This window comes from Corynebacterium ammoniagenes DSM 20306 (assembly GCF_001941425.1).
Classification (GTDB): Bacteria; Actinomycetota; Actinomycetes; order Mycobacteriales; family Mycobacteriaceae; genus Corynebacterium; species Corynebacterium ammoniagenes.
Map to the genome: position 1 here is coordinate 1279400 of NZ_CP009244.1, position 21148 is coordinate 1300547.

A 21148-nucleotide genomic window follows, 5' to 3' on the forward strand; every position below is an offset into this window, starting at 1 on the left:
GAATTTCGTGAGTTCATTAATTGGCTGGAAGCTGCACGGCGACGGTAAGAAAATTCAACCAGGGGCAGTAGTTTCTCCTGAAGAGCGCCTGAACTGGCCGCGAACCATTGGCATTGGCATGCAGCATGTCATTGCGATGTTTGGTGCAACGTTACTGGTGCCAACACTGACGGGCTTTCCCGTTAACACCACGCTGTTATTCTCCGGCGTCGGCACCATCTTATTCCTGCTGATTACCCGCAATCGACTCCCGTCGTATCTCGGGTCCTCTTTCGCGTTTATTGCGCCCTTGTCCGCATCCCAGCAATACGGGATTGGTGCGCAGGCTGGTTCCATCTTGGTCACGGGCCTGTGCTTGGTTGTTATTGGCTTCATCGTCAAAGCTGCTGGGCGCAAGGTTGTTGATGCTGTGATGCCACCGGCGGTGACCGGTGCGATCGTCGCACTGATCGGTTTGAACTTGGCGCCGACCGCGGCGTCCAACTTCCAAACCCAACCGGCGGTCGCGGCCGTAACCCTAGTGGCCATTGTGCTGTGCACGATTGCCGGGCGTGGGATGATTTCTCGCCTCGGAATCCTCATCGGTGTCATGATCGGTTGGATCTTTGCAGCTCTAACCGGCAATCTCAGCGAGGGAGCTGCCGAAACCATCGCGGACGCAGCGTGGATCGGTCTGCCGGATTTCCATGCGCCTGAGTTCAACTTTTCCGCGATTGCCGTGGCGTTGCCGGTATTGGTGGTGTTGATTGCGGAAAACGTCGGCCACGTCAAGGCTGTCAGCGAGATGACCAAGCGTGACTTGGATGACCTGGCCGGCGACGCGCTCGTTGCCGATGGTCTGGCTACTACGTTGGCCGGTGGCTTTGGCGGTTCGGCAACTACTACCTACGCTGAAAATATTGGCGTGATGGCGGCAACGCGCGTGTATTCGACCGCTGCGTATTGGGTTGCGGCAGCGACTGCAATTGCCTTGGCTTTTATCCCGAAGTTCGGCGCGTTAATTTTCACCATTCCCACAGGCGTGCTGGGTGGTGCCACCTTGGTGCTGTATGGCCTCATTGGCATGCTGGGTATTCGCATCTGGATGGACAATAAGGTCAATTTCAACAACCCCGTCAACCTCACCTGCGCGGCGGTGGCGCTGGTAGCGGGTATTGGCAACTTAACGCTAACTGTCTTCGGTATTACCTTGGAAGGTATTGCTTGGGGCTCCCTCGGGATTATCATCGCGTACCCGATTTTAAAGCGCTTGTACGAAACCGTAGGTGAAGGCGAACACGCGAAGTACTAGCTTTTGACAGTGGTAGCCTAGGCGGTACAGCACCAGCTGTGGCGTACCGAATAGGAGTGCCCGCTATGAAGTTTGAACTCACCACCGTTCCCGCTCACCACATTCTTTGTATCCGCAACAGTGTCCCACTGGCGGAAATCTCAACCTTTCTCAAGCCCTGCTATGAACGCATGGAAGCGCTGATGACCAAAGCTGGCGCGGATAGTGCGGGAGGACGGGCGTATACCTACTCCATTTCCCCTGATGACATTGATATCGCTGCTGCCTTTGTTATCGCCGACCAGGATTTAGAAGCTGTTCAGCAAGCAGTCGCCGAAGCTCAAGAAACTCACGGTGATGGCAGCGCTGATGACGTAGAAATCATCAGCTTTGATGAAGGCCCGGCAGCGATGGCTGTGCATCACGGCAGCTATAACCAGCTGGGCCAGTCCTGGGATGGGTTCGCCCAAGAACTTGCCACACAAGGAATTAAGGTCGCAGAACCTACTTTTGAAGACTACGTTGACCGCGGGGATGGAGATACCAGCGCGGCGGTCACGAATTTGTACTGGTACCTCCCGAACTAATTGCGGGATCTAAAAAGGGTCTAAGCACAACCGTTGAGGAAGTGCTTAGACCCTTTTTATTAGGTCAATAGACCGAGCAGCTTAAGCGTCGAGGTCTTGTTCGATCAGGCCTGCGATCTTGTCAACGGCTTCTGCGTTATCGGAGGTCACGGTGACTTCATCGCCTTGTTCAGCACCCAGTGCCATAATCATCAACGACGAGGCAGCGTCAGTTTCATCGTCATCTTCCTCACCGACGAGCGCCAAGAAGATGTCCTCATCAAATTCTGCTGCGGCATCAGCGATGATGGATGCTGGGCGAGCATGCAGCCCGACGGAGGAACCGACCTTTACAGTCTTAGAAGCCATGATTTATTAAATCCTTTCCCGAATTAAAATTTCTCTCACCAGTTTAAAGTCGAAACCGAAAATCTGCCACGAAGGGTGAGGCTTTCGTGAGAAGTCCCAGCTGCTTCCTTGGGTTTAGGCAGCTGCGACGGCAGACTTTTCTGCGGCATCTTTCGCTGCAGCTTCCTGAATGGTCTCATTTGGCCAAAATTGCTTCAGCGCAATGACCAAGACAGCTGCCACGATCGTGCCGACAAGGATCGCTACGAGATAGCCCCAGATGGGCTCGATAGCAAAGAGCACGAAGATACCACCGTGTGGGGCACGAGAGCCCACACCGAATGCCATGATGAGCGCACCAGTGGTGGCACCGCCGGCCATCATCGCCGGAATCACGCGGAATGGATCGGCCGCTGCGAAGGGGATTGCGCCTTCGGAGACAAACGCCAGGCCCATCAGCCAGGACGACTTGCCGTTTTCTTGCTCCGCTGGGGTAAACAGGTTCTTGCGCACGAAGGTGGCAATGGACAAAGCGATTGGTGGAACCATGCCAGCAGCCATGACCGCAGCCATGATTTCCAGAGAGGCCTGGTCACCGGTAGACAGCCCCGCAGTACCGAAGAGATACGCGGCCTTGTTAATTGGCCCGCCCAGGTCAGAACACATCATCAGGCCCAGAACTATGCCCAGCACGACGGCCGAGGAGCCCGACATGCCGCTGAGCATATTCTGCAGGCCAGTCATCAGTGCCTCAAGTGGTGCGCCGAGCACGAAGTACATGGCCAGACCGACGACCAAGGTGGTCAGCAGCGGAATGAGCATGACAGGCATCAACGACACCATCCAGCGTGGCACCTTCCAGGAGCCAATCCACATGGCGATAAGACCAGCGAGCAGACCGGTGACCAAACCACCGATAAAGCCGGCACCGACGGTCACAGCGATGGCACCGCCAGCAAAGCCCGGCGCGATACCAGGGCGTCCGGCAAGCGCGTAGGCAATGTAGCCGGACAAGGCAGAGACAATAAAGCCCATGGCAGCTTGGCCGGTGGCAAAGAGTACGGCACCGATATACAGCAGGAGTCCGGAGCGTTCGAAGGTTAAGGTTTCTCCATCGACGTCGACTTGGTTGCCGGGGAGGTTGGTCAAGGAGTATTCGGTGGAAATCGCCTGCCAACCATTGGCCATATCCGCCCCGCCGAAGAGAAAGCCCAAAGCAAGGAGCAAACCACCGGCAGCCACGAATGGCACCATGTAGGACACACCGGTCATTACTGCCTGCTGGATGCGCTTTCCCCAGCCAAGCTGACCGCCGCTTTCTTCGGCAGTGGAACCACCGGCCGCGTGGGTACCACTGACGGTGCGCGCAGAAGGGTTATTCGCGGCAGCAACGGCTTCGTTCAACATGACGTCGGGTTCGTTGATGGCCCGTTTGACGCCGGATTCGATAACTGGTTTGCCAGCAAAGCGCTCCCGGTCGCGCACGCCCACATCGGTGGCGAAGATGACCGCATCCGCAGCATCGATGACCGATTGTGCAACGGGGGTGTTATTCGACGAGCCCTGGGTTTCTACCGTCAGCTGGAGGTCCTTGCGGGTCTCTGCTGATTGGGTCAAGGCATCGGCTGCCATATAGGTGTGTGCAATGCCGGTGGGGCAGGCGGTGACAGCAACCACGTTGAGAACGTGAGCATCGCTTGTCGATGCAGCTTCTGCCGCAGCAGGCTCTGCGGCAGCAGGCTCCGCAGAAGCAGGATTTGCGGCAGCAGGCTCCGCAGAAGCAGCTTCTGCTTGTGCCTTCGGCTTCTTTTCCGCGTTGACAACGTCGCTGACGAGTGTGACGATTTCTTCGTTGGTGCTAGCGGTGCGCAGTGACTCGAGGAAATCCTTGCGCACTAAAGCACGCGCCAATTTCGACAAAATCTTCAGGTGCGCCTTGCCGCCACCAGCAGGGGCAGCGATGAGAAATACCAACTCGGCATCGCCATCGGGCCCGGAGAAATCAACGGGACGCGACAACCGGGCGAACGCCAGGGTGGGCTCGCTGACGGCCTCGGAACGGCAGTGCGGAATGGCTACTTGCCCTGGCACGCCAGTACCCGCTTGGGATTCGCGTTCGATGGCAGGTTGAGCTAAACCTTCCACATCGCTGGCGCGCCCAGCGTCGTGGACGATGGTCGCGAGCTGTGTGATGACAGAGTCGACGGACGTGCCCAAGTCAGCATCGAGGGCGACTAAGTCTGTCGTAATAATATCGGAAGCCATAACTGGACTCTCCTTGATTTATAAAAGGGAAAGGTGGGCGCTGCTTACTTCAGTTGACGAACGGTGGTCTGCGACAGGTTCAGCATATCTGGAGTGGGAATGGTGGTCCCGGGTAATGAGGTTGCTGCGGAGCCGTAGGCCACGGACTGCTGCAAGGATTCCGGCAGGGTTTTACCGGCTGCTTTGGCCAGCAAAAATCCCGCGAGACTACTATCACCTGCGCCGACGGTGGAGGTGACCGTAATTGGCGGCGGGCTCGCAATCCACGCGCCGGATTCGGTGACCAGCAACGCGCCAGCCGCGCCGAGGGTCACCAGCACGTATTTCACGCCTTGGGCGTTGACCTTGTGGGCGGCGGCAATGACACCGGAAAAGTCTCCACGTTCTGCAGCTTCTTCTAGCGCTAGTCCGTCTTCGCCGACGAGTTGTCCCAGCTCTAAGCCATTGGGCTTTAACAGGTCCGGGGCAGCAACATCGAGGTGCTGCGAGATTTCTTCCATAGGCTTATCGGACGTATCCAGCGCGATGTGTACCTCAGGCGCTGCCTGGCGAAGGGCCTTAATTGCGGTGACATAAAAATCTGTTGGCACGCCATTGGGCAATGAACCCGCCATTACTACCCAGGAAGCGTTGGCTGCGGCGTCGCAGGTGGCATCGATAAGCTGCTGTTGCGCGCCGTGATCAACCAGCGGGCCTTTGCCATTGAGTTTGGTAGTACGCCCGGATGCTTCCGTTACCGTGGTATTGGTACGGATAGTCTCCGCGATTTCGACGGTTTTGATGTCAACGTTGATATCGCGAACCAGAGAAATAAACGGATCATGGGCGGCGGCGGGAAACACCGCCAAGGTGGGTTGGCTAGCCAACGTCACTGCGTGCGCGACATTGATTCCCTTTCCACCTGCCGCGTTGGTCATGCTTTGGGCACGGTGAACGGTGCCTGGTTTTAGCGAGGAATCCAAGGCGATCGTGGCATCGATGCTGGGATTAGGAGTCAGGGTCACAATCATGAGGCGCGGGGTTCTCCAAAAGTTAGCTATATTGGGGCAAAGCCATGCGGACAAAGCCCGAATACATGGCGAATACTTGGGATATTACTCAATAATGTTGATTGTTGCCCGAATATGTCCGGTTGTCAATGATATCCTTTGGTTATTCTGGGGAATATACTTTCCGCAACCATTGATAACTTCACACCTCTAATCCGTAACACTGTTTCGCTCAGCGCAAGCATGAACACTGGCGCAAAGAGCGCACAAGACAAGGGAGAAGACACACCATGTCAAAGTCCATTAACGGTACAGGCGTTGTCGCCGGCGTCGCCTATGCTCCGGCAGTGTGGGTACGTCCCCGCCCTGACATGCCCCAACCCGGTGCCTCGATTGCTGAAGATGCACGCGATAGCGAGTTTGAGCGCTTTCAACAAGCAGCTGAGGTCGTAGCTGGCCGCTTGCAGGAGCGCGCTGCCGAGGCTGATGGACACGCCAAGGAAGTCCTCGACGCCACCGCAGGCATGGTCAAAGACCGTGGTTGGCATAAGGCAGTAAAAAAGAACATCGCCGGAGGCCATAATGCGGAATATGCCGTAGTCGGTGCTACCGATAAATTTGTGGCGATGTTTGAATCCGCGGGCGGGGTCATGGCAGAGCGCACCACTGACTTGCGCGATGTGCGTGACCGCGTGATCGCAGAATTGCGCGGGGAAGAAGAGCCCGGCCTGCCGCATATTGACGGCGAGGCAATTTTGCTTGCCGATGACCTGGCACCTGCCGATACCGCCACCTTGGACACGACCCACGTCAAAGCCTTGGTGACAGAACTTGGCGGGCCAACTAGTCACACGGCTATTATCGCTCGCCAGCTGGATATTCCTTGTATCGTCGCTGCGGGCAAATCACTGCGCGAGATTGACTCGTCGACTGTCATTTTTGTCGATGGCGCCCTTGGCACTATCACTACCGGCGCCGATGAGACCGAGGCACGGCAGGCCGTTGCCGATTACAAGGTCCGTGCAGAAAAAATCGCACAGTGGACCGGCCCAGCGCACACCAAAGACGGCCACGCCATCCAAGTCCTGGCCAATGTTGCCGATGGCAATGCCGCGCGCTTAGCCGCCCAATCCCAAGCAGAAGGCATTGGCCTATATCGCACCGAGTTGTCTTTCCTTTCGGCCAATTCTGAACCCTCGGTTGATGAGCAGGCGAAAGTCTACGGCAAGGTCTTTGATGCGTTCCCTGATTCCAAAGTTGTGGTGCGCACGCTCGATGCCGGCTCGGATAAGCCGATTTCCTATGCCACGTTGGACGATGAAGAAAACCCGGCGCTTGGGGTGCGTGGTCTGCGCATCGCCCGCGATAATGAATCCTTGCTTACGCGTCAATTAGATGCGATTGCGCAAGCAGCATCTCAACGCAGCGATGATGCCCAAACCTGGGTCATGGCTCCCATGGTTGCGACCTCAACGGAAGCGCAGTGGTTTGCTGAGCTGTGCCGCGAGCGTGGCTTAGTACCAGGTGCGATGGTGGAAGTACCGGCGGCAGCATTGATGGCAGATACCATCATGCCGCACCTAGACTTTGTCTCCATTGGTACTAACGACCTGACCCAGTACACGATGGCTGCAGACCGCCTGTCTCCGCAGCTGGCTTACCTGACTGACCCTTGGCAGCCGGCCGTCCTGCGTCTTATCCAGCACACCTGCATTGGCGGGGCAGATAACAATGTCCCCGTCGGCGTTTGCGGTGAGGCAGCAGCAGATCCTCTGCTGGCCTGCGTTCTAGTCGGCCTCGGCGTGAATTCTCTTTCCGCTGCATCGACGGCAATTGCCGGTGTTGGTGCGCAGCTAGCCGAGGTCACCCTAGAGCAATGCCAAGAGATGGCGGAAGCCGCTATCTACTCCCCAGGAGCGCCAGAAGCACGCACGGCAGTGCGCGCGCTGTTGGATGGCTACAACTCCTAAACTCAACACAAAAAGGGCTGACCCGCGAATTTCGGGGTCAGCCCTTTTTCTTAACTGCGGGTGACGTCATCGACGACAACGACGTCGATTTCACGCTCGCGCAGCGAATTCAAAAATAGCTCCGAAGCTCCACTATCGGTGATGACCACATCGACTTCCGAAATGGGCGCGAAGCTAACGAGATAATCCGTGCCGAGCTTGGAAGAATCGCACAAGACCACAACCTTGTGCGCGTTGGTGACAAACGCCGATTTAATCGCTGCTTCCTGAGCATCAGCGGTCGACAACCCGTGATCAAGGGTGAGGGCATTGGTGCCGATGAAGGCAACATCGGCGCGCAACAATGCCATTGTGCGCAGTGCAGTGTCACCAACGACAGCCTGCGTGATGGCGCGGACGGTACCGCCCAGCAATTGGACATACTGGATTCCACTATTGGCCAGTGACAGGGCAATCGGCAAGCTATTAGACACAATAGATAGCTGGTGGGCAGTGGGGGTTTGCCCGATTAGATCTGCAACCGCGCTGGTGGTTGTTCCCGCATCCAAAAAGATGCTGCCGTGTCCTTGGGGCAGAAAATCCATGGCAGCCCGAGCGATCGCCATTTTGGCTGTGGTTGCCGAACGCAGCCGTGAATCAAGGGTCAACTCTGAGGTCTGGAAAGACTGTGAGGCAACGGCGCCGCCGTGCACGCGGTGCACGACACCCTCGCGGTCAAGAACAGCTAGGTCACGGCGGATAGTTTCCGCGGTGACGTCGAAACGCTCAGAGAGCTCGGTGACATTAACTCGGCCTTCGACCGCAGTCATTGAAGCAATTTGTCGGCGTCGCTCCTCGGCGTACATACGGCATCCCTTTCCCCGTGGGTCTAAGTTAAAAATATAGGCCACACCCAAAACCTGGTGCTGTGCTTCCGAATACAAAATTACGGATGAACAAAAATGTGGATTTCTGTCCTATTTGAGCTGTGTTTCCTCCAGAATGCCATGAAATTCAGAACTAAACACAGATTGTGTCTGACCACCCCGGGTAAGTCGCGCCTGTTGGCCTGTGAAGACGCGGACATTAACAACGGTCAGGGCATTGAAAGCGGACAAACCAATGTGGGAATACCTGCGGATCAGAATTTCTCGCTGCTACCCATTCGGGGGGATGAAATCGGTAGTATCCCACAACTCGACGCATAGAAAAAGACCGTATCCTCACCGAGTGGGAGGATACGGTCGACAGCGCGGGGCTTCGTTAAATCTTGCGAATGACCGAGACAACCTTGCCCATAATCGTGGCATTATCACCAGGAATTGGCGCGAACGCCTCGTTGTGCGGAAGCAACCAGATGCCACTGGAATCTTGGTGGAATTCCTTCACGGTTGCTTCTTCATTGTCGAGAAGAGCTGCCACGAAGTCACCGGATTCGGCGGTCGGCTGGGAGCGGATGATGACCCAGTCACCGTCCAAAATAGCGGCATCCTTCATGGATTCACCAACAACCTTGAGCATGTACAACTCGCCCTTGCCCACGATCTCATCAGGAAGAGGGTAGTAGGCATCAACATTTTCTTCCGCGGTAATCGGCGCACCGGCTGCGATGCGGCCGACGACTGGAATATAGTTCACCCCAGACGCGGTCTCTGGCAGCGCATCTTCCTCAGTGGAGGCTGCGGCAGCCTTGCGGCCGGGCTTTGGATCATCGTCCATCGCAAATTGACGAAGGTCTACAGCGCGCGGCTTATTGGGATCGCGGCGAAGGAATCCTTTTTGCTCCAGCTGATTGAGCTGATATGCAACAGACGACGTGGACTGAAGCCCGACAGCATCGCCGATTTCGCGAATGCTTGGCGGATAGCCACGTAGGACGACTGCATCTTTGATGACTTCTAAAATCCGACGTTGCCGAGGGGTCAACTCAGAAATATCGGGGCGGGGAGTGACTCCACGAGGCTTGGCCATTTTAAACTCCTTGGCTTTCTAAGCCCGCCCTAAACATCGGGCTCAGCGGCTTAGTTGGATTGGACGTAGTTCAGTGGGTAGCGGGCTTTCGGCGACAGGATTCAACCTATTTATGCGATATTCCATTTGTATCACGTTTTGCACCCATGTTCGACTATTTCGGCCGTCGTGTGGACAACCTTTCGAATACCTGTTATAAATCGAACATAGAAAATCAATCGAACAGTTGCGCGAATGGCTAATTCTGGTGTCTAGGAAGATAGATAGTGTCGTTTGCGTAATCGAAAGGACAACACGATGGCTATTGCACTTAATCGCGGAAACGTTAATTCAGCACGATCTTCATCAGCTACCTCTACGCATGTACGTCGGGTTCCCTCCGCATCCGTATGGGAACCCGCCATGCGGGAGCCGCGTGTCAATCATGTTCGCACTCTTGAGGCAAGCACTAGAACACTACAGCGAACCACGGTCGAACACGACATTCGTTCCCGAGAATCGCGTCCGCGCGAAACTGCGGGACAATGGGAAAGTGTTCGAAGTAATCTAGCTCTCGGCGCTGTGTTCGGAGCGGCAGCGATTTTGGGTACTCTTTTTGCAGGTATCAGCGCCCCAGATGAGCCAGCTTCGCCTACCACGAGCATTAGTAGTCAGCCGGTCGCGGGCGACGTGCAAGCGCGTTAAAGGCTTGGCAAACCGCTATATCCCATGGATCCGCAAGCCTACGCAGCACCGCTGATTACATGCTTAGGCGGTCCATTGTGGTTTGCATGTGGGCAGTAGACTAGTTCTAGTATTCAAACGCCTCACATGGTGAGCTAGTGTCAGCAATTCTACGTAAGGACGCTCGTTGTTCTGCCCATTTTGTCATCATGAACAATCCCGTGTCATCGATTCTCGCGTCATCGATGCAGGTTCTTCAATTCGCCGGCGCCGTGAGTGCGCGTCATGCCGGGGTCGCTTCACCACCATTGAAAAAGCCATCCTTTTGGTGGTCAAGCGTAATGGCTTAGCGGAGCCGTTTAGCCGCGATAAGCTCATCCGGGGCGTGCGACGCGCGTGCCAAGGACGGGACGTCAGCGATGATTCTCTCAAGCGTCTGGCTCAAGAAGTAGAAGAGCGCGTGCGCAGCCACGGCAGCTCACAAGTCAACGCCAATGAAATTGGCCTGGCCATCTTGGACCCACTGCGGGACCTTGATGAAGTGGCTTATCTACGCTTTGCATCGGTCTATAAATCTTTCGACAGCGCTGACGACTTTGAGTCTGAAATTCGACTCATGCGACGCCGCGAACGCGACGTCTAAGTCTCATGTCAAGGCAGTGGGCTAGTTAAAGCTTGTCCACCGCCTTTTGTATGCGTCGCAGAGAGACAGCATGAGCGGTTCCAAGACGCTGGGCAAACAGGGAAACGCGAAGCTCTTGAATCATCCACCGGATAGCTTTCACCTCGCGTGATTTCACGCGCCCCGCCGGAAGGTTGCGCAACTTGTTGTCGAGGTAGGCCTTGGCATTTTCCACCTCAGCTTGGCGGTCTGCATCCTTATCAGGATCAACGCCCATTTCTTCCAAGCGGATACTCATCGCCTGCAGATAGCGGGGCAAATGGCGCAGGTGTTCAATCCCATGAACCGTAATTGCATGCTTGGGCAGCAAGAACTCCAGCTGCTTGCGCATGTCATCAATAGCCGGCCCAGTCCACTTCTTGAGTTCATCAGCAACACGAGCGTACTGCACCAAAGCAGGTGCCAAGGCCACCACGGATTGCCGCACACGCCCTGGAACCTTCGGCTTAACCTGTTCTTTGAGCGCCGTAAATTCCTCAGGAGTACGCACAGGTCCGCCGGATTCCATCATCACGTCACGGATTGCCGCGACGCGGGCATCGTTGACTAAAGCGTCTGCGCCATAGTTATCAATGGCAACGCGTTGCTGCAACGGTAGCCCCTTGATCATCTGGGTGGTGTTGACCGTGATCTCACGCATCAGCAAGGTCAGCGTCGTAGTAATCATTGCCGAGTCAGCCGCCGCCTTGGTGGCGTGGACCTTGACCTCAATACCCTCAGGCGTTGCTACGAGCGCCGGATAGGCCACGACCTCATGGCCGTCAACGACGGTCGCGACTTCTTCGTCGATGCTTCCAAGGGTATCTTCTGTCCACTCGGAGACTGCTGCAGATTCTTTCGCTCGTCCAAGTTGTGACATGGAAGAACTAATCGATCCCGCTTGGCGTTTGACCAACTGTGCCAAGGCACGGTCAGAGTCGATGACTTGGCCCTTCTTATTGACCGCAGCAAAGTTGAACTTCAAATGCGCAGGCAAAGCTTCTGGCCGGAAATCGGAAGCTGAGATGCCAGAGCCGCCTAATTCTCTTAAGACATCGGAAAGTTGCTGGACCAAGCTGCCTTGATAAGGAATCAGCTTATCCAACGCCCGGCTGGCAAACTCAGGAACTGGAACCACGGAGCGTCGCAAAGCCTTCGGCAAAGTACGCATTAGTTCTGTAACCAGCTCTTCACGAAGACCCGGCACCAACCAGTCAAAGCCGTCATTGTCGAGACCAGCCAGCAAAGGAACCGGAACCATGATGGTTACGCCATCCATCGGATCTCCCGGCTCAAAACGGTAGGTCAGCTCATAATCAATGGAACCTTGCTTCCAATGATCTGGAAAAGCATCTTCTGTAACCGTGGAGTCATCATTGAGGAGTGCTTCTGGGTCGAAGTCCAACAGCGTGGGATTTTTCTGGCGTTCCTTCTTCCACCAGGAATCGAAATATCGTCCAGTTGTGACCTTGGCAGGAAGGCGTTTGTCGTAAAAATCAAACAGCGTATCTTCATCGACCACGATGCCGCGACGACGTGCCTTCTCTTCGTACTGACTGGCGTCTTCTAGCTTCTTGACGTTTTCGTGAAAGAAGTGATGATGCGTATTCCAATTTCCACCGATAAGCGCTTCACGAATGAACATATCGCGTGCAGCAACGGGATCGATGCGGTGATAAGGCACCGTCCGGTCAGCAACGACCGTGACGCCATACAAGGTTGAACGCTGGGTGGCCATTGCAGCTGCGCGCTTTGAGGACCACGTGGGCTCCGAGTAATTGTGGCGCAGCAAATCGCCTGCGAGGGCTTCGACCCACGCCGGTTCAATCTTGGCGACATCGCGTGCCCAGAGCCGAGATGTTTCGACCAGCTCAGCGGCCATGATGAATTCCGGCGGTTTCTTAGCTAGAGCAGAACCAGGGAAGATGAGGAATTTCGTGTTCCGAGCACCATAAAATTCCTTGGAATTGCCGTCACGGGCGCCGATATTCGACAACAGCCCAGAAAGCAGTGATTGGTGAATATTGTCGTCGTGGCGCTTGGTCTCCGTAGCAGTCCAGCCCAATTGCTTGGCAACACTTTGCAATTGGCGAACGAGATCAAACCACTCGCGGATTCGCATGTAGTGCAGGAATTCCTTCTTCATGCGCTTGCGGAACGCGTTGCCCGACATTTCGCCGCGAGAGTCTTGGATGTAATCCCACAGCTTGAGCATGGACAGAAAATCTGAGGTCTTGTCCTTAAACCGTGCGTGGGCCTGATCTGCTTGGGCTTGGAACTCAAGCGGACGCTCGCGGACGTCTTGAATAGTCATTGCCGAGACGATAACCATCACATCGCTTAAAACCCCGAGCTTTTGAGACTCTACCAGCATGCGAGCCATGCGCGGATCAACGGGGATTCGCGCCAAATCCCGGCCGATAGAGGTCAGCTTGGGCAGTCCTGCTTCCTCGGTATCTTCTAATGCGGAAAGCTCATGCAGCAGCATAAGGCCATCGCGAATGGCTTTGGTCTCTGGGGGTTGAACGAACGGGAACTCCTCAATTGCGCCCAAGCGAAGCGAGACCATCTGCAAGATGACGCTGGCCAAGTTGGTGCGCAAGATCTCCGGATCAGTAAATTCCGGACGAGACTCGAAGTCTTCTTCGGAGTAGAGGCGAATCGCAATACCATCTGCCACACGACCACAGCGTCCGGAGCGCTGATTAGCCGAAGCTTGTGAAATCGGCTCAATGGGCAGGCGCTGAACTTTAGTGCGAGTGGAGTAGCGAGAGATTCGTGCCGTACCGGTATCGATCACATAGTGAATACCAGGGACGGTCAAGGATGTTTCCGCAATATTGGTTGCTAGAACGATGCGGCGACCGGAATGCGGGCTAAAGACGCGGTGCTGTTCTTGATTAGAAAGCCGACCAAAGAGGGGAGTAACTTCCACCCCGCGCCAGTGACGGGCTTCAATTGCCTCCATGGCATCGCGGATATCGCGCTCTCCTGGAAAGAAGCACAGAATATCGCCATTGCCTTCTTTCATAAGCTCGGCGATTGCTTCACATAAGCCATCGAGTGGATCTTGATCGACTAATTTTCCATCGACTTCAAACTGCAATGGGCGATATCGAATTTCGACGGGAAAGGTTCGTCCGGAAACCTCAATGATGGGGGCAGGTTTGCCGTCCTGGTCCGCGAAGTGCTCCGCAAAACGTTCGGGATCGATCGTTGCCGAGGTGATGATGACTTTTAGATCTGGGCGGCGGGGGAGAAGACGCTTTAAATAGCCCAAAAGGAAGTCGATATTGAGCGAACGCTCGTGGGCCTCATCGATGATGATCGTGTCATAGGCATTAAGGAAGCGGTCTCTTTGCATTTCTGCCAGCAAGATACCGTCGGTCATCAACTTCACCGCGGTGGTGTTGGTAACACGGTCATCGAAACGAATGGCATAGCCGACAGACTCTCCCAAGTCTTGCCCTAATTCATCCGCGATGCGCTCCGCCACGGTGCGAGCTGCCAGTCGGCGTGGCTGGGTATGGCCAATTAGCCCGCGGCGCCCACGGCCGAGTTCCAAACAAATCTTCGGAATCTGCGTGGTTTTACCCGAACCGGTTTCACCAGCGATAATGACGACCTGGTTATTCGCAATCGCGTCGGCAATGTCGTCTTTGCGTTCACTAACCGGTAAAGCTGCAGGATATTCCAAGGTGGGCACGTGGGCATCGATAAGCTCAATGCGCTGTGCTGCCTTGTCGATATCTGCGCTAATGGCTGAAAGCGCTTTCGGGGCGCGTGCTTTAGAGAGGCGACGGCGAAAAGACCGTTCTTCAGTCAGTGAAACGTGCGCTAGACGCTCATATAATTCTCGACGCGTCGGCGCACTGGGGGAACTATCGCGGTGTGAGTTACTCATGGCTAGTGGAAAATGATACCCGTTATCCATGCCTTTCCCCAGTTATTACGACATGAGAACAATCCGCCGAAAATGCCTATGCGAAATCGCAGGGTGTGTATTGACACGGTAACGTGATTAGAGGCGTATTTAGAGCACTCAAGGCGTAAATTCTCGTGCAGAGATGAGCCGATGATTGGAGAAGGAGAGAGATTTGAGCACTCCATACAATGGTAGCAACGACGGCTACGGAGATAATGAAAACGACGGATTCGGGAACTTGCCGCGCTACGGTTCCACCGATCACCCCGAAGACCAGCCGGGATACGGCAGGTCAGACCAACCTTATTCTTCCGGCTACGACTCTGCCTATGGCTCGCAGGGCTACAGCGGTGCGCAATTCGGTGGCCCGGGCTACTCGGAACAGCCGTATTACGGCGCAAATCCCCACGACAACCTCGTAGCAACCAATGGCAAGCTGCAGATTTTTAACGCCATCGGATTCGGTTTCAAGCGCACATTTTCCAATGCCAAGCTGTGGCTGTTGGGCTCTGTCGCTTTTATTGCCTTTACGATGGTCCTGGGCGCAATCGCAGGTGCATTGACCGGCTCTGGTTCAGAACCTTCTCAGGTCGGTCCGGATATCACCGGCAACTTCTTAAGCCTGATTTCACTATTGCTCATGCCATTTATCTACCGTTTGGCGACCAAAGAAGTAGATTCGCGTGCTACCGGGTGGTCTACGATCGGCAAAGACGTTCACTATTGGCCGACTATTGCCATCACCATTATTTTGTGGCTGATTGGCCTGGTCTTTTCATTCATTTTCGTCGATCAAGCCCTCAACGGGCTCTTAGCTGATCTGGACAGTGCGGCTACCAATGACACCGCAGAAATGGAAGCTTTAGCGGCGGAGATGGGCAGCTTCTTCGGACTTATTTCTCTGTTGATGCTTGCTACGTTGTTCTTAACCCCGCTGTACCAGCTCATGGTGTGGTACGCCGCCGACGGTCGCGGGGGCATTGGGCAGGCAATTGTCCAAGGATTTAAAGCTGGCGCGTCCAACTACCTGCGCCTAGTGGGCTTCAATATCGTCGTCAGCATCATCATGATGTTCGTCATTATTGTGACACTTGGTCTCGGAACTATTATCGCCTTGCCGATGTACCTGTTGGCGCAAGCCCATGCCTACCGACAAATTGCTGGTGGGCCGGTCCCAGACGACAGCGTTAAGAACGCTTAAAGCACCGTGTGGTGGTGGAACCGGGCTTATCCGACCTTCTGTTCCACCACATTGCGGGAGCGAGCTACTGCAGCCTCATAAGCTTGCACGACGAGCTCTCCGAAGTGCCTAAACTCTTCACCGCGTGCTGCTGAAGCACGGAAGACCAAACCGATCTCTCGCTCGGCGATGACATCATCGCGGAATGTCGCCAGGCTGAGTTTGTCATTGGTGTACTCGGTGGCAATGGCTGATTCCGGCAGGAGAGTCGAGCCTAACCCGCCGAGCACCAATTGGATAATGGTGGTCAGCGAGGACGCACGGGTAATCGAATTCGTGGCATCGGCCGGGTTTAAATCAGCGCGACGGCACAGATCCATGATCTGATCGCGTAAGCAATGACCGTCATCGAGAAGCAAAAGCTCCAAGTCTTTAATCTGCGACAAGGTCACGTCCGTATCGCCGGCCAAAGGATGACCCTCGGGCAAGACAATGGAAAAGCGCTCACGATAAAGTGGTACTGATACCAGCCCAGAACCTTCTGCTGGCAGCGCAATGACTGCCATGTCTAGCTGGCCATCACGCAACTTCTGAGTCAGGTGCGTTGTTTGTTCTTCAACAATCCTGGGCTCCAGGCCCGGAAACTGCGTCTTAATATCAGTTAAGATCTGTGGCAAAATATATGGTGCCACCGTGGGGATCATGCCGATGGTTAAAGGACCTGCGAGCTCACCATGGGCGCCGCGCGCGTGGGTGAGAAAGATATCTGCCGCTTCCAACGTGGCTTTCGCATAAGGCAAAAGGCGCTCTCCAGCAGAAGTTACGATGACTTTCCGCGTGGAGCGTTCAATTAACTGAATTTCGAGACCTTGCTCGAGCGCCACCAACGCTTGGGAAAGGGAAGGTTGGGATATTCTCAACTTTTGAGCGGCTGTACCGAAATGCTTATTCTCCGCAATTGTCACGAAGGTTCGCAGCTGCGCCAGGGTAGGACGGTACTCTTTATCGAACATGCCTATAACTCTACACGAACCGATTGTGAAAACTATAAATCGCCCTGCTATTGATAACCATTTCAACTAGATGCAGGTGAAGTGGCTATCAGAGACGGTTAAAGTTACGACTGGCACACATAAGACCCAGTGGGAAATAGTGAATCTGCCGCAATATTATAGGTAGCTAATCCTAAACAATAGATAGCAGGTTGGCGTTATGACATTGCATAACTTGAAGCAATTGATTCCGGCTTACGCCAAGGACCAAGTGCGCAATCTCGACATGCTTATTTCTTCCACAGTGTTGACTGACCAGCAAAAATGGGGATGTTTTCTCGTTGCCGCAGCCACGTCATCGAATGACGACTTGCTCAAATACATTGATGCGGAAGCGAAGGAGCATTTAACCGCGGATGCCAAAAGCGTTGCTTTAGCGTGTGCTACCGCGATGACCCTGAATAACTACGGCTTTAGGGCCAAGCACTGGTTAGGCCAGGACTTTGACGTCGTACGGTTCGGGCTGCGTAATACAGTGTCTTTAAAGCCCGGTGTTAGCCAAGCGGACTACGAGCTGTGGGCCATTGCTGTCTCCACCGTCAATGGGTGTGAGCAGTGCTTGCAAGCCCACTTTCGGGAAGGCCAAGTACACGGGCTGGAACCTGCACAGATTTGGCAAGCTGTCCAGATTGCTGCGGTTACCCAGTCCATCGCACACACGCTGCGCGTGCACGGTGTACTAGGGCAGCAGGACGGCGGCTTTTAGGAATCAATGCGCAAGCTGGAGAGGCGAACCTCTCCGGCTTCATCCGAGGCGTCTAAATCAACGGTGGCCACGAATTGGTACCCGTGGTCGCCTTCGGGATCCTTGATAATTTGGCGCACTTCCCAGGAACGACCCGAGGTATCGCCGAGTCGGAAGAATTCTTTTCCGCGGGCTTCTGGGCCGGTCTCCATGTCGTCATATTCATCAAAGTAATCATCCAAGTAAGCACCGAAGTCTGGAATATCTTCCAGATAGTCGAGCATCTCTTCTAAACGGTCTTCCTTTTCGAACGCGAAGAGTTGAACGATTCGGAAGAGGTAGTTTCGAACCATGATGGTAAACGCCCGGCGATTGGAAGTCAGCAACGTTGGGTCTTCCACACCAAAGGCCAGCTCGCGGTCGAGGGTGTCTTGAGAAATTGGGGAGTCTTCCCCGGTCATCTCTGCCCATTCATCGACCAATGACGAGTCGACCTGACGAATTAATTCTCCGAGCCACTCGATGACATCGGCTAACTCATCAGTCATGTATTCATCTGGGATGGATTGACGCAACGTGCGCCAGGCATCAGTGAGATAGCGCAGAATAACACCTTCGGACCGAGCCAGACCGTAGGTGGCAACGAGGTCAGAGAATGTCATCGCATTTTCCAGCATGTCGCGTACAACGGACTTTGGCGACAGTTCAAACTCTTTTACCCACGGATTAGATTCTGCGAAGGTGTCATAGCTTTGCTCTAACAGCTCTTCCAGCGGCTTCGGCCAGGTGACGTCTTCAACAATGGCCATGCGCTCGGTGTAGTCCACGCCTTCGGCCTTTAGCGCCGCAATCTCTTCGCCTCGCCGTTGTGATTGCTGTGCCTGTAATACTTGGCGGGGGTCATCCAGAATGGATTCAAATACGGAGATGACATCCAAATAAAACGTGGGCGATTCTTTATCCAACAAAGACAGCGCGGCCAGCGCGAACGGGGACAGTGGTTGGTTCAAAGCAAAATCCCGTGGCAATTCGCGCACGAGGTGGTAGGGACGGCCGTAGATATCCAGCCCCTTGGTGGAACGCTGCACCAGCCCAGCATTAAGCAACCCTCGGAAGAGATCGAGAGCAGTGAGGATATGTTTGTTTTGTTGCGTACGAGTGTCATGGTTCGTGCGCAGCAGATGCTTCATGTGCTCATATCCATCACCGTGGCGCGCGAGCACGTTCAGCAGCATCGAGTTAGACACGCGAAATTGCGAGGTGAGCTGCTCAGGTTCGGCATGAATGATGCGGTCAAACGTCTTTTCCGACCAAGTAACCGAACCGTCGCGAGGAGCCTTCTTTTTAAGTTTCTTCAACTTCGCGGGATCCGAAGAAAGACGCCGGCGTGCCTTGGCGTTTTCGATCTCGTGCTCTGGCGCTTCGACGACCACGGTGCCCTCGGTGTCATAGCCGGCACGACCTGCGCGACCTGCAATCTGGTGGAACTCACGAGATTTCAGAATTCGTTCACGACGGCCATCATATTTCGCTAACCCGGTCATCAATACGGTGCGAATAGGCACATTGATACCAACACCAAGTGTGTCTGTGCCACAGATGACTTTGAGCAAACCCTTTTGCGCAAGACGCTCTACTAAGCGCCGGTACTTTGGCAGCATGCCGGCATGGTGAACACCAATGCCGCGGCGGACCAATTTTGATAAGTCTTTGCCAAATGTCGTGGTGAAGCGGAAAGTACCAATTTCTTGCGCAATGCGTTGTTTTTCCTCCGGGGTAATAAGCCCGGATAACGAGGTCAGCGCCTGTGCACGCTCAGAAGCTTCACGCTGGGAGAAATGCACGATATAAATCGGAGCCTTGCCCGAATCTAAAAGCTCCTGGACCGTGTCATGAACCGCCAGGAAAGTATAGGAAAAATCCAGCGGCACAGGGCGGGTAGTACCGCCGACGAAGGTGGTCTCGCGTCCAGTACGGTCCGTGAGGTCCTTTTCCAGCCAGTCCGTGTCACCCAAAGTCGCGGACATCAAAAGAAATTGGGCTTTTGGCAGCTCCAATAGCGGGACTTGCCATGCCCAGCCGCGCTCCGGGTCGGAGTAGTAGTGGAACTCATCCATTACTACTTGGTCGATATTTGCCTCCGCGCCATCGCGCAGCGCAATATTGGCAACAATTTCTGCGGTGGCAGCAATGATAGGTGCCTTGCCATTGACCGTGGCATCACCAGTCATCATGCCCACGTTTTCAGGGCCAAAGATTTCACATAGCGCGAAGAATTTCTCACTGACCAAAGCCTTAATCGGGGCAGTGTAAAAAGAGCGCTGACCGCGTGACATGGCAATAAAGTGCGCGGCATTAGCCACCATGGATTTACCAGAACCCGTTGGCGTAGCCAGGATGACATTATCGCCAGTCAGCAGGGCTAACGATGCTTCCTCCTGAGCTGGGTATAAAGAAATCCCTCGCGAGCTGATCCAAGACACGAATGTGTCCCACACAGCCTCATCAACGAGGGATTCGGGTACTTCTTCCAAGTCAGGCAACATCTGGGAAAGGTTCATCACCCCTCCCAGCCTAGTTACCTTGCTAGCTAGAAGTCATCCTCAGGGTTAGAGTCATCGTGGTCATCTTTATCTTCGTCTAAGAAATCATCGACCGTGTCTAAATCCGCAAGGAAGCGTTGGAACTCCGCACTAATTTCTTCGCCCGTTGGAACATTTTGCTCACCGGGCATGATTGCCTGGGGATGCTCGGTGCGGTAGCGCTCCATGTAGGCGTCATATTGATCTTCCAGTGAGCGAACAACGTGAACGATCTCTTCCGAATCATTCACCTGTTCTTCCAACTGGTTATCGACGCGTTCGATGTCGTGCTCCAAAGACTTCAATGGCAAGGTCAGTCCAGCTGCCTCAGAGACTGCATCGAGCAATTGATGCGTGGCATGAGGGTAGGGGGAGGAAGCAAGGTAGTGCGGAACATGCGCCGTGTATCCTGCGACATTGCGGCCGCGCTGGGCCAGTTCACGCTCAATATAAAACGATGCGGAGCCTGGAACAATCATCTTGGATTCCATGCGAACCATGCGAGAGACAAGCTCTGCTGAGTTGCCATGCGCTGTTACGACCAGAGGACGGGTGTGGGGCACGGGCATTGGTGCGGCATACAAGCAGATGGTGTTTTTGACATCAAAGCGAGTCACCAATTCGGAGACAGCCTTGGTAAAAGACTCCCAGCGCAAATCTGGCTCAGGCCCTGAAAGCAGGAGAAATGGCTTACCCTCAGTATCTTTGAGCACCCGGATATCTAAATCTAATGACTCGACTTCGACCGGCTGGTCAATATCAATGGTGACCGCGGGGCGACGTGAGCGGTAGTCGATGAGCTCATCAGAGTTAAAAGTAGCCAATGGGCGTGATTCCAGAGCAGCCTTGAGGTGATCAGCGCTGGATTCAACCGACAACCCGGCATCAGCATAGCCGTGCATTGCCACCACTAGCGTTGGCCCCTCGTCTACCGGTGGTGCGGGATATTCCAACTCATACATGCGACGTTCGTTATCTTGCATGATAAACCTCCTTTTACTACCACGTTCAACACACTTCATGGATAAAGTATTCCCAGCGC

Annotated in this window: 15 protein-coding genes; 6 read left to right on the forward strand and 9 right to left on the reverse strand. The window is 54.6% G+C overall.

Going from position 1 to position 21148, the window contains the following annotated elements; genetic code table 11:
* Positions 1-7 precede the first annotated feature (7 nt).
* Entirely contained in the window at positions 8-1291 is a 1284-nt protein-coding gene (locus CAMM_RS05885; protein WP_040354402.1) for a uracil-xanthine permease family protein, read from the forward strand.
* 65 nt (positions 1292-1356) lie between these two features.
* A complete protein-coding gene (locus CAMM_RS05890) occupies positions 1357-1857 on the forward strand; it encodes a GyrI-like domain-containing protein (RefSeq protein WP_003845514.1) in 501 nt (166 codons plus the stop codon).
* 81 nt (positions 1858-1938) lie between these two features.
* Here the strand turns inward: CAMM_RS05890 and CAMM_RS05895 are convergent, their stop codons facing one another.
* The 3 genes from CAMM_RS05895 to CAMM_RS05905 all read right to left on the reverse strand — a co-directional run bounded on the left by CAMM_RS05895 (position 1939) and on the right by CAMM_RS05905 (position 5459).
* Positions 1939-2205 carry an HPr family phosphocarrier protein gene (locus CAMM_RS05895; protein WP_003845516.1) on the reverse strand — a complete coding sequence of 89 codons (267 nt, stop codon included), beginning with the start codon at positions 2203-2205 and terminating at the stop codon, positions 1939-1941.
* Positions 2206-2319: 114 nt separating this feature from the next.
* Positions 2320-4449, reverse strand: coding sequence for a PTS fructose transporter subunit IIABC (locus tag CAMM_RS05900; protein ID WP_003845518.1), 2130 nt, complete (start codon positions 4447-4449; stop codon positions 2320-2322).
* 44 nt (positions 4450-4493) lie between these two features.
* A complete protein-coding gene (locus tag CAMM_RS05905) occupies positions 4494-5459 on the reverse strand; it encodes a 1-phosphofructokinase family hexose kinase (protein ID WP_003845519.1) in 966 nt (321 codons plus the stop codon).
* 269 nt (positions 5460-5728) lie between these two features.
* Between CAMM_RS05905 and ptsP the strand changes: the two genes are divergently transcribed.
* Entirely contained in the window at positions 5729-7408 is a 1680-nt protein-coding gene (gene ptsP / locus CAMM_RS05910; RefSeq protein ID WP_003845521.1) for a phosphoenolpyruvate--protein phosphotransferase, read from the forward strand.
* Positions 7409-7458: 50 nt separating this feature from the next.
* On the opposite strand, the gene CAMM_RS05915 is transcribed toward ptsP, so the two are convergent.
* The gene (locus tag CAMM_RS05915; RefSeq protein ID WP_003845524.1) at positions 7459-8253 is read right to left on the reverse strand and encodes a DeoR/GlpR family DNA-binding transcription regulator; all 795 of its coding nucleotides are present in this window, start codon (positions 8251-8253) and stop codon (positions 7459-7461) included.
* A gap of 397 nt (positions 8254-8650) precedes the next feature.
* Positions 8651-9358 (reverse strand): transcriptional repressor LexA, encoded by a 708-nt coding sequence (gene lexA / locus CAMM_RS05925; RefSeq protein ID WP_003845527.1) that lies wholly within the window; start codon positions 9356-9358, stop codon positions 8651-8653.
* An 850-nt stretch (positions 9359-10208) separates the two neighbouring features.
* On the opposite strand from lexA, the gene nrdR reads away from it, so the two are divergent.
* Positions 10209-10664, forward strand: coding sequence for a transcriptional regulator NrdR (gene nrdR, locus CAMM_RS05930; RefSeq protein WP_040354404.1), 456 nt, complete (start codon positions 10209-10211; stop codon positions 10662-10664).
* A gap of 25 nt (positions 10665-10689) precedes the next feature.
* On the opposite strand, the gene hrpA is transcribed toward nrdR, so the two are convergent.
* Entirely contained in the window at positions 10690-14586 is a 3897-nt protein-coding gene (gene hrpA, locus CAMM_RS05935) for an ATP-dependent RNA helicase HrpA (protein WP_040354408.1), read from the reverse strand.
* A gap of 193 nt (positions 14587-14779) precedes the next feature.
* Between hrpA and CAMM_RS05940 the strand changes: the two genes are divergently transcribed.
* The gene (locus tag CAMM_RS05940; protein ID WP_147581047.1) at positions 14780-15808 is read left to right on the forward strand and encodes a hypothetical protein; all 1029 of its coding nucleotides are present in this window, start codon (positions 14780-14782) and stop codon (positions 15806-15808) included.
* Positions 15809-15834: 26 nt separating this feature from the next.
* Here CAMM_RS05940 and CAMM_RS05945 read toward each other — a convergent pair whose 3' ends face one another.
* Positions 15835-16800: a hydrogen peroxide-inducible genes activator gene (locus tag CAMM_RS05945; RefSeq protein ID WP_003845533.1), complete on the reverse strand. Its 966-nt coding sequence runs from the start codon at positions 16798-16800 to the stop codon at positions 15835-15837.
* A 199-nt stretch (positions 16801-16999) separates the two neighbouring features.
* Between CAMM_RS05945 and CAMM_RS05950 the strand changes: the two genes are divergently transcribed.
* A complete protein-coding gene (locus CAMM_RS05950) occupies positions 17000-17545 on the forward strand; it encodes a carboxymuconolactone decarboxylase family protein (RefSeq protein ID WP_003845534.1) in 546 nt (181 codons plus the stop codon).
* On the opposite strand, the gene CAMM_RS05955 is transcribed toward CAMM_RS05950, so the two are convergent.
* Positions 17542-20085: a DEAD/DEAH box helicase gene (locus CAMM_RS05955; RefSeq protein WP_003845535.1), complete on the reverse strand. Its 2544-nt coding sequence runs from the start codon at positions 20083-20085 to the stop codon at positions 17542-17544. The genes CAMM_RS05950 and CAMM_RS05955 overlap by 4 nt on opposite strands.
* 29 nt (positions 20086-20114) lie before the next feature.
* Complete coding sequence (locus CAMM_RS05960; protein ID WP_040354414.1) at positions 20115-21089, reverse strand: PAC2 family protein; 975 nt, start codon at positions 21087-21089, stop codon at positions 20115-20117.
* Between the last annotated feature and the right edge of the window lie 59 nt (positions 21090-21148).